Annotated in this window: 1 protein-coding gene; it reads left to right on the plus strand. The window is 43.0% G+C overall.

The window, feature by feature from the left end; all coding sequences use genetic code 11:
- On the plus strand, positions 1–1,419 hold a 1,419-nt coding region (gene gltX / locus GMD1S_RS07530), incomplete at its 5' end, for a glutamate--tRNA ligase (protein WP_000453103.1).
- Between the last annotated feature and the right edge of the window lie 233 nt (positions 1,420–1,652).

Genomic DNA, 1,652 nt, shown 5'->3' on the forward strand with positions numbered 1-1,652 from the left:
GGACTACTACACATCGGAAATGCCCGTACAGCATTGTTTAACTACCTTTACGCACGCCATCATGGTGGAACTTTTATCATTCGTATCGAAGATACTGACCGTAAACGCCATGTCGAAGATGGGGAACGTTCACAGCTTGAAAATCTTCGCTGGTTGGGAATTGACTGGGATGAAAGTCCAGAAACTCATGAAAACTACCGCCAATCAGAGCGTTTGGAACTCTATCAAAGATACATCGACCAATTGCTAGCTGAAGGAAAAGCCTACAAATCGTACGTTACAGAAGAAGAGTTGGCAGCAGAGCGCGAACGCCAAGAAGAAGCTGGCGAAACACCACGCTACATCAATGAATATCTTGGCATGAGCGAAGAAGAAAAGGCGGCTTACATTGCAGAACGTGAAGCAGCCGGTATCATCCCAACTGTTCGTTTGGCTGTTAATGAATCTGGTATCTACAAATGGCATGATATGGTCAAAGATGATATCGAGTTTGAAGGTGGCAACATCGGCGGTGACTGGGTGATTCAGAAGAAAGATGGCTACCCAACTTACAACTTTGCCGTTGTCATCGATGATCATGACATGCAAATTTCCCATGTTATTCGCGGAGATGACCACATTGCCAACACCCCAAAACAGCTCATGGTTTATGAAGCGCTTGGTTGGGATGCACCTGAGTTCGGTCACATGACCTTGATTATCAACTCTGAAACTGGTAAGAAGTTATCTAAACGCGATACTAATACCCTTCAATTTATCGAAGACTACCGTAAGAAAGGGTACCTTCCAGAAGCAGTCTTTAACTTTATTGCCCTTCTTGGTTGGAATCCTGGTGGGGAAGATGAAATCTTCTCTCGTGAAGAACTCATCAAGCTCTTTGATGAAAATCGCCTCAGCAAGTCTCCAGCAGCCTTCGACCAGAAGAAACTAGACTGGATGAGTAACGACTACATCAAGAGAGCTGACTTAGCAACTATCTTTGAGATGGCAAAACCATTCCTAGAAGAAGCAGGACGTTTGACTGATAAGGCTGAAAAATTGGTGGAACTCTATAAACCACAAATGAAGTCAGTGGACGAAATCGTTCCATTGACAGACCTTTTCTTCTCAGATTTCCCAGAACTGACAGATGCTGAGCGCGAGGTCATGGCAGGAGAAACCGTTCCGGTTGTTCTAGAAGCCTTCAAAGCGAAACTAGAAGCAATGACAGATGAGGAGTTTGTGACAGAAAACATCTTCCCACAAATCAAAGCAGTCCAAAAAGAAACAGGTATTAAAGGTAAGAATCTATTTATGCCAATCCGTATCGCCGTTTCAGGTGAAATGCATGGACCAGAATTACCAGACACCATTTTCTTGCTCGGACGTGAAAAATCAATTCAGCATATTGAAAACATGCTGAAGCAGATTTCTAAATAAGTAGGAAAAATATAGGGATATGAGCTCATCCTTTCTTGGAGAGTAAGAGAAGGCCCTTTGAATTAAAAATCAAAAGAGTCAGATAGTCTGGCTCTTTTTGATTGTCTTCCAAGAATTTGTATAGGATGGAAAAAAGTTCTTGACAAAGGGAGAAAAGAAGGTATAATAGAAAGAGTCGAAAAGCTCAAGGTCCGTTGGTCAAGGGGTTAAGACACCGCCTTTTCACGGCGGTA

Origin of the sequence: Streptococcus sp. GMD1S, from assembly GCF_000296875.1 — a bacterium.
Classification (GTDB): Bacteria; Bacillota; Bacilli; order Lactobacillales; family Streptococcaceae; genus Streptococcus.